The organism is Methanocrinis sp. (genome assembly GCF_049974945.1).
In the GTDB taxonomy this organism is placed as follows: domain Archaea; phylum Halobacteriota; class Methanosarcinia; order Methanotrichales; family Methanotrichaceae; genus Methanocrinis.
The window spans coordinates 6,395-14,050 of the sequence record NZ_JBNGCU010000017.1; the positions used below are offsets into that span (position 1 = coordinate 6,395).

A 7,656-nucleotide genomic window follows, 5' to 3' on the forward strand; every position below is an offset into this window, starting at 1 on the left:
GATGATGATGACGATGGAGACGGGGCCCGGAGCAGGACCGGAGCCGATCTCCGGTCTCGCAGACTTCGACCTCTACGAGCCCCTGAGAGCCGATCCCGTCGGAGATCGTGACAAAACCAGGGACAGATCACCAAGGCCTGACAGAAAGAGGCTTCCCTGGTCCTTCGCCCTCGGCGCGGGTACGGCCATCTGAATCTCTGTCCCTCTTTTCATCGAGCTGGCCTCTCACCCGGCCTCGCCGGGTCTCTCAGATCCTCTCATCGCCCCCATCCGCTGCTGCGCCAGGTTGCATCGCAGAAGGCCCGAGATGAACATGCCCGCGATCACCGCCTCCTCTTTTGACATCCCTTCCAGGATGCCTCTGAGCCTTTTCACGGCCTCCTCCTCGCTTTCGAGATCGGGGCCGAAGACGGCGTTCTTGGTCTCATCGCCTATCTTCATCATATCATCCTGCGGTATATCCAAAAAGCCGCAGACCATCTCTAAGACCGTCGACTCCTCATCCGGTTCGAACATGGTCTGACCTGATCGGTCCCTGCTGAAAAGGTTTGGCATCTTCCTCCGTCTATGGTCGTCTCCATCAAATTTTTGTCATCGCCAAATTTATATCGGCTCCTGCATCTCGGCTACTTCAGGTGAGAACTCTGCAGTCTTTGAACGAGCTTGGATTAGAGGTATTCGAGGAGATGCTGGACTATGCCGACGAGCTCCAGATCGGGGTGGTCGAGCTGGAGAATGGGACGGTGGTCGTCGACGCCGGGGTTGAAGCTCAGGGGGGACTTGGGGCCGGGATCTGCCTTGCCAGGCTCTGCATGGCAGACCTGGCCGACATCCAGCCAGCGCCGTTCGAGATCGACGGGATCACCATCCCCGCAGTCCAGGTGACGACGGACCACCCCGCCATCTCCTGCATGGCCTCCCAGTGCGCCATGTGGCAGATCAAGGCCGGCAGCTACTTCGGCATGGGCTCCGGCCCGGCCCGGGCCCTCGCCCGGAAGACCAAGGACCTCTACGAGGCCCTGGAGTTTGAGGAGTATTCAGACGTAGGCGTACTGTTCCTGGAGTCGGACGCCCTCCCCGACAGGGAGGCCGCCGACGAGATCGCCGAGGCCTGCGGCATCGATCCCGCCGACCTCAGGCTCGCCGTCGCCCCCACCGACTCGGTGGCTGGCCTCGTCCAGGTCTCGGCGAGGGTGGTGGAGACTGGGCTTCACAAGCTCTTCACCATGGGCTTTGACATAAGGACGATAAAGACCGGCTGGGGCCGGGCCCCCATAGCCCCGGTCGTGGGCAAGGCCACCAGGTGCATGGGCGCCTCCAACGACGCCATCATCTACGGCGGCGAGACCTACTACACCGTCGATTACGAGCCCTTCGACGAGCTCCTCGGCTACCTCAAGGCGACCCCCTCCGATACCTCCAGAGACTACGGAGCGCCCTTCTACAAGACCTTCAAGGAGTGCGGCTTCGACTTCTTCAAGGTGGACCACAACGTCTTCGCCCCCGCCAAGGTCGTCATGAACGACCTCAGGACCAGGCGGACCCTGGTGGCGGGAAGGCTCAACCTTCAGGTGCTCAAGGAGTCCTTCGGCTTTGAGGCCGCAAACCGGGAGAGCTAGAAGGCTCAGGCAGATCTGAAGGAGGGATGGCTCACCATCCCTTCTCACTCCAGGTCGCCTGAAGATATGGAGAGCATCTCAGCTGGAGAGCGGAGGGCGTTGGAAGTAGCCTGGACCCAGACCGACCGATAGTCATCGCTGTACAGGAAAAAGTCCTTTGAGGGCCTCTCAGCCGTGATCACCTCGATGATCATGGTGTGCGGGTCTGATACCTTCCTCGCAGAGACCCTGTGGTCCCCGGGCTGGATCCTCGCGGTTATCTCGGCGTCCTCTGCGGTGCACCAGCCGTCCCAGGGAAAGTCGTGGAGCTCGCAGCCGGTCACGTAATCGCCGTCTATGTAGTACTCCTGATCTGCGGCCCCTCCGAAGCGGTCCAGCTCGTCTCCGATGACCGAGAGCCGCGCCTCCTTCACTGTGCAGTCGGGGACCGCCAGGGTCAGGTCGAAGTCGCCACCGAAGGAGTACCTTATCTCGTGGTATATCCCGGCGTCATCGGCGTAATACTGGGCGGAGTTTTTGGCCTCCGACCTCTCGTACTCGGAGAGGTTTGTGCCGCTGGCCTCTATCATCTCCATCACCGTCTGAATCTCCTGGAGGAGGGCGTCTCTCGCAGCGAGGCTGAAGGGACGGAGGCTCGCTACGACGATCCGGCCGTCTTGGGAGAGGAGGGCCCAGTCTCTCGCGCATCCAGTGTCGCATCCGGAGAACCTCCAGAGGATGTGAGCATCGCCCTCCTCCACCACCTGGTGGACCGAGTTTATCGTCTCCTTCAGGGCGCTGAAGTTCAGGGCGACGTCCAGATTCGTCGACGCTCCCGACCGAGGCTCTGTGACGTCCAGGAAGAGCCCCTCGATCTTCAGGCTCTCTACAAAGCCGCTCCGCCGTCTGTAGGCGACCTCGGAGCTTGCCCCCCCAAGCTCGAAGATACCCTTCGTCCCGGAGCCTGCGGCAAAGGATGTCGACCAGGTCTCGCCGGCCGATATATCCCCTGCATCCCAGGTCAGAATCCTCTCCTCCGGCCCGGTCCTCTGGGAGGAGGGGGGGACCGAGTAGCCGCCAGAGGTCACCTCTTTGGGGAGGGCGTAGCTGATGGTAACGTCCCTTCCGACGACGTTTATCACCTCCTCCCCGATCGCCTCGTAGACCGACTCCAGGGCCGAGCCGTTGCAGGCTTCGTAGTACCTCCCCCCGGTCGTCTCGGCCATCTCCTTCAGGCCCCTCTCTGCGGGAGAGCCGGAGAGCATCAGCCCTATCGAGTAGATCACTATCCCCTCGTCCCTGGCCCTGTCGGTCTGGGAGCCAGCCCTTCCGCTTCGGGTATATTCGCCGTCGCCGTCGGAGAGAAAGATCACGAACCTCGCCCGCTCGCCGCCATCGGGTCCGGTCGAGCCTGCGGCCAAAAGGTCGATCGATTCTTTGAGCCCCCGGTCCAGGTTCGTCTTCTTATCGCTGTCCACCCGCCCGATCGCCTCCATGATCCGGGCGAAGTTCTCCGTCGGGGGTATGGAAAAGTCGATCCCCTCGTCCCAGCTGACCAGCCCCGCCCTGTCTTTGGCCGGGTCCATCTTCATGACGAAGTTCCTGGCGGCATCGAGCCTCTTGTCGGTGGGGTCGTTCTCTGCCATGCTCCCCGAGCTGTCTATCGCCAGGACCACGTCCAGGGGCACCACCTTCGGCAGGCTATCGCCGGTCACCGTCAGGGCCACCCACCCGGCCGCGGGCTCCCTTCCCGAGCCCGTCGGCCAGACCTGGTCGGGGCAGAGACTGTGGGTGACGGTCAGGTTCGCCTCTCCGGAGCCGACGGCGAGGTAGAATATCAGCGCCGCCAGCAGGAACTGCCTTCTGATCATGGGATCGCTCCTCTCCTGACTGGAGCTACTTTCTTGCGTAAAAAGATGATCTTGAGATCGCAGACCCAGTCCAATTTGTATTTTTCCGATCCGGGTTTCAATCGCCTCCCGCCCTAGCCGCCGAATATTCGGCGCCTGACAAGAGGGCGGAGGATCGGAGAGAGGGCGGCGTTGAGGCCGATCTTAGGCGCGCCCGCCTTCAGGAACGAGGCAGATAAAAACGCTCTCGGGATCAGCCTTCCGTCGACTGCGGCCTCGGCCAGTTCAGCGCCTCCCCTCGCGAGTCCGGAGATCCCCTCAAGCTGCATGAGCCGCTCACCGGTGGGCGAAGTAGGCGACGACCTCGTCGTCCTTCACCGAGTCGATCCGGACGAAGCCGTACCTCTCGAACTGGACGACCTGGCCGAGGTCATCCCTGATCCCGACTTCGCCGATTCCGGTGTCGACGCCGTCGGGGCGCATCACCCGGACGGAGACCCCGTCGGGGGGAGCCCAGTGGATGATCCGAAGCTTCATCTTTTTCGCCTGCTGAGGGTCGGCCCCTATGATCCGTGCTTGGAGGGGGTCGATGGAGACGATCTCGATGTTGCAGAGGTCTTTGAGCCGGAGGCATCCGCCGACCTTGAGGTCTTTGAGGTCCTCGGACATGACGAGGAGCTTTGATCCCGCCGGGATCTCCCGGCGTCCCAGGTCCAGGGTCGGGTGGAAGGGGGCCTTGGCGACCTCGGGCACATCCCCAGCGATCTCGATCGCTACCGGGTCTTTGACGAAGAAGCGCCTCTTCGCCTCAGGGTCGACGATCTTCCTATTCTCGGCATAGACCGAGTCCATGCTGATGCTGATGTCCGTCTCTCCCACCCCCAGCTCGATCATGAACTTTCGGAGGGCCTCGGCCCGGATCCCGCGCCGCCTCAGGGCCCTGACCGTCGGCATCCCCGGATCGTCCCAGCCGGAGTACTCTCCTGCCTCCAGGGCTCGCCGCAGGGCGCTGGTGCTGAAGGAGCCGAACTGGTGGATCTTGATCCTCCCCCAGTGGATCGTCGTCGGGTACTCCCATCCCAGGTGGCCGTAGAGGTACCTCTGCCTCCGCTCGCTGTCCATCAGATCCTTTCCCCTGATGATGTGGGTGACCCCCAGGAGGTGATCCTCGACCGCGGACTCGAAGTCCAGGAGCGGCCAGACCCTGTACCTCTCGCCGACCCGGGGATGGTCGGCGGTCACGATCCGAAAGGCCGCCCAGTCTCGGAGGGCGGGGTCCTTGTGGACGATGTCCGTCTTCACCCTCAGAACCGCCTCTCCCGGCCCCAGGCCGCCGTTCATCATCTCACTCCAGAGGGCCAGGTTCTCCTCGACGCTCTGGTCCCGGTGGGGGCAGGGCCTCGCCGCGTCCTTAAGAGCCTTGAATGAGGCCTGGTCGCATCGGCAGACGTAGGCTCCGCCCCTCCGGATAAGCTCTCTAGCGATCTCGTAATATCGGGGGAGGCGATCGCTTGCGATCACCACCTCGTCGGGGACGGCACCCAGCCACTCGGAGTCCTCCAGGTACCAGCCGTAAGCCTCGGGCATCGGCCTCTTGTTGACGGCGTCGGTGTCGTCGAAGCGGAGGAGGAACTTGCCGCCGTACCTCTTGACGTACTCGGAGTTGATGATGATCCCGCGGGCTGACCCTATGGTGGGCGGGCCGTTGGGGTTTGGTGCAAACCTCATGACCACCCCTCCCTCGGCCCCCACAAGCCCCGTCAGGCCCTTCTCGGGCTCCTTTTTCGCGCCGATCTCTGCCAAGAGCTCCGGCGCGATCTCCGCGAGCCTCTTCTCCCACTCCTCCGGGCCGGTCTTCGCCACCTCCGAGAGGACCGAGGCGACGAGGGGCGAGACCTCCTTCGCCCTGGCCCGGAGCTCCGGGTGCTCGCCCATCAGCTTTCCCATCACCGCGCCGACCTGGGGCGCGGCCCTGTACTTCACTGCGTTCTGAAGGGCGTACTTCTCTATAATCTCCCTGATATCGTCGGCCATGCAAGACCCATCTCCTGACCGAAGAGATCTTAAAGCTTCTCCAGCCCGTCCCGGATGATCCGGGCGTGGTCGAAGGCGAGGGGCGGAAGGTTCTCTGGGTCGAAGACCTCTGCAGACCTCGCGTCCGACCCCGCGACGAGCTCGCCCCTCCCCCAGGCGAGGTAACAGATCGAGACGACGTGCCCCCGGGGGTCTCGATCCGGCCTCGAGTACACCCCCACCATCTTCAAGAGTCGGATCTCCAGGCCCGTCTCCTCCTCCGCCTCCCTTCGGACCGCCTCCTCGACCGTCTCTCCCGCCTCCACAAACCCCCCGGGAAGGGCGTAAGAGCCCTGGTAGGGAGGATTCTCTCTTCTTATCAGCACGATCCCCTCACCGAAGAGGATTAGGGCGTCGACTGCCAGCATCGGGGTCTTCATATTTACCACAACGTTTATATAGACTCACGGGCAGTGGCCTACCGAAAGGCTTATATTCGACAAATGACGTAGGTCAGAACAGCAAAAGTCGATGGACTTAGTCTCCCTCCTTTACCCTACATCCAATATCGGCTTTTGCGCTCTTCTCTTAACATCGTCCGCCCATACTCAATCTGCTGAACGAACGTTCAGCAGATCAGATATACCTGGCGAGCCTTGGAGCTGGCATGACCTTCTGCGTAGTTAAGATTGGCGGAAGTCTGATCGGGGTCTCTCGAGATATCGTGAGGCGCCTCCTTCTTCTCTCAGAGGACGGCAGCTCCTTTCTCGTAGTTCCTGGAGGCGGCCCCATGGCAGATCTGGTGAAAAAGATCTACAGGAGATACGGCATCTCGGAGGAGGCTGCTCACTGGATGGCGATATTGGCCATGGAAGAGTATGCTCACTTTCTGGCCGACGGCACGGGGGCGAGCCTGACCGACGAGATATCAAGGCCCGCCTCCGGGGTTCGGATCCTCCTCCCCTACCGTCCTCTGATGAAAGACGACCGTGGGCTTCTGCACAGCTGGGATTACACCTCCGACTCCGTCGCCGCCTTCGCGGCCGCGAGGCTTTCAGCCGACTTCGTCAAGGCGACGGACGTCGAAGGCGTGATCCTGAATGGCGGGGTTGAAGGGGAGATCGACGCAGAGTCTCTCATCGGAAGAGAGACCTGCATCGACCAGGGCGCTCTTCGGATCTTGAGGCGGTCGGGCAACGTCTGTCTCGTCCTCGACGGAAGAGACCCCGACAGGTTCATCGCGAACCTAAAGATCGGGAGAGGCGGAACCCTTATAAGAGGGCGAGATCCTGGTCGGAGCGGTCCTGACGTGAGGGAAAGTTTATACCCTGGGATCGATCAAAGCAGGTAGAGAGAGTAACATGACTGAAAAATCAGAGAGATGCATGTCATGCGGAGTAACGCTGATCGGGCCGGTTGGTGCCAGGTTTCCCTGTCCAAACTGTGGGGAGATAATTGCCAGGTGCAACAGGTGCAGAAAGCAGAGCAACCCCTATACCTGCCCCAGCTGCGGGTTTTTGGGTCCCTGAGGTGACGAGATGGGAGAAGTTGCTGCTAAGCTGAAGGTCATGCCCGTGGGCGCCGACGTCGACATGGAGAAGATGAAGGAGGCGATAAAGTCCGCCCTTCCTGAAGGGGCGAGGCTCCACGGTTTCGCTGAAGAGCCGATCGCCTTCGGCCTGAAGGCTCTGATGGTGGCCGTGATCCTGGCGGAGGGCGTCACCGGGACCGAGGGGCTGGAGGCCGCCGTCGCCGGGGTCGAGGGCGTCCAGTCGGTAGAGGTGGAAGAGGTAGGGCTTCTCTGAAGGCCTATCTTCCCGTTTCGATTGGGGCTCGTAGATCAGGGGTAGATCGCTACCTTCGCAAGGTAGAGGCCGCGGGTTCGAATCCCGCCGAGTCCATCTGTTATGCCGATAGATCCCTCTTATCTGCGTTCCAGATAGCTAATCTTCTAACGCCGGCTTCGTCTTCTTTTCGCCTCCTCGGCTGTTTGCGTCCAGCAGTACCGGGGGTATCCGTCTTCCGGGCTGAGGGCGGCCGCCCGCTCGAAGGATCTGAGGGCTTCCTGCCATCTCTTCAGCCGCAGGAAGAGAAAGCCCCGGAGCATCCAGATCTCATGGTCTAAGGGATCGATATCGATCGCCCGGTCGAGGGAGGCGATCGCCTCCATATACCGTCCCATCATCCCCAGGACG

11 protein-coding genes and 1 tRNA gene are annotated in these 7,656 nt (G+C 61.9%); 6 read left to right on the plus strand and 6 right to left on the minus strand.

All coding sequences use genetic code 11. The annotated features are described in order from the left end of the window. On the plus strand, nt 1-193 hold a 193-nt coding region (locus ACP5EL_RS02985), incomplete at its 5' end, for a hypothetical protein (RefSeq protein WP_428400958.1). Nucleotides 194-225: 32 nt separating this feature from the next. Here ACP5EL_RS02985 and ACP5EL_RS02990 read toward each other — a convergent pair. Then, nucleotides 226-516, minus strand: a complete 291-nt coding sequence (locus ACP5EL_RS02990; RefSeq protein WP_428400959.1) for a hypothetical protein — start codon at nt 514-516, stop codon at nt 226-228. Nucleotides 517-644: 128 nt separating this feature from the next. On the opposite strand from ACP5EL_RS02990, the gene mch reads away from it, so the two are divergent. After that, on the plus strand, nt 645-1,619 hold the full coding sequence (gene mch / locus ACP5EL_RS02995; RefSeq protein WP_428400985.1) for a methenyltetrahydromethanopterin cyclohydrolase: 975 nt from the start codon (nt 645-647) through the stop codon (nt 1,617-1,619). 44 nt (nt 1,620-1,663) lie between these two features. Here mch and ACP5EL_RS03000 read toward each other — a convergent pair whose 3' ends face one another. The 4 genes from ACP5EL_RS03000 to ACP5EL_RS03015 form a co-directional block, all read right to left on the minus strand. Further along, nucleotides 1,664-3,469 carry a vWA domain-containing protein gene (locus ACP5EL_RS03000; protein ID WP_428400960.1) on the minus strand — a complete coding sequence of 602 codons (1,806 nt, stop codon included), beginning with the start codon at nt 3,467-3,469 and terminating at the stop codon, nt 1,664-1,666. 113 nt (nt 3,470-3,582) lie between these two features. Beyond that, on the minus strand, nt 3,583-3,777 hold the full coding sequence (locus tag ACP5EL_RS03005; protein ID WP_428400962.1) for a hypothetical protein: 195 nt from the start codon (nt 3,775-3,777) through the stop codon (nt 3,583-3,585). Nucleotides 3,778-3,784: 7 nt separating this feature from the next. Beyond that, nucleotides 3,785-5,482 carry a glutamate--tRNA ligase gene (locus tag ACP5EL_RS03010; RefSeq protein WP_428400963.1) on the minus strand — a complete coding sequence of 566 codons (1,698 nt, stop codon included), beginning with the start codon at nt 5,480-5,482 and terminating at the stop codon, nt 3,785-3,787. A 29-nt stretch (nt 5,483-5,511) separates the two neighbouring features. Then, a complete protein-coding gene (locus ACP5EL_RS03015; RefSeq protein WP_428400964.1) occupies nt 5,512-5,901 on the minus strand; it encodes an NUDIX domain-containing protein in 390 nt (129 codons plus the stop codon). Between the two features lie 227 nt (nt 5,902-6,128). On the opposite strand from ACP5EL_RS03015, the gene ACP5EL_RS03020 reads away from it, so the two are divergent. The 4 genes from ACP5EL_RS03020 (at nt 6,129) to ACP5EL_RS03035 (ending at nt 7,362) form a co-directional block, all read left to right on the plus strand. Continuing rightward, the gene (locus ACP5EL_RS03020; RefSeq protein WP_428400965.1) at nt 6,129-6,812 is read left to right on the plus strand and encodes a uridylate kinase; all 684 of its coding nucleotides are present in this window, start codon (nt 6,129-6,131) and stop codon (nt 6,810-6,812) included. Between the two features lie 10 nt (nt 6,813-6,822). Further along, nucleotides 6,823-6,990, plus strand: a complete 168-nt coding sequence (locus ACP5EL_RS03025; protein WP_428400966.1) for an HVO_2753 family zinc finger protein — start codon at nt 6,823-6,825, stop codon at nt 6,988-6,990. A gap of 9 nt (nt 6,991-6,999) precedes the next feature. Beyond that, the gene (locus ACP5EL_RS03030; RefSeq protein WP_428400967.1) at nt 7,000-7,266 is read left to right on the plus strand and encodes an elongation factor 1-beta; all 267 of its coding nucleotides are present in this window, start codon (nt 7,000-7,002) and stop codon (nt 7,264-7,266) included. 24 nt (nt 7,267-7,290) lie between these two features. Continuing rightward, nucleotides 7,291-7,362 (plus strand) — tRNA-Ala (locus ACP5EL_RS03035). A gap of 50 nt (nt 7,363-7,412) precedes the next feature. Here ACP5EL_RS03035 and ACP5EL_RS03040 read toward each other — a convergent pair. Continuing rightward, nucleotides 7,413-7,656: tetratricopeptide repeat protein (locus ACP5EL_RS03040; protein WP_428400968.1), on the minus strand; the 244-nt coding region annotated here is incomplete at its 5' end.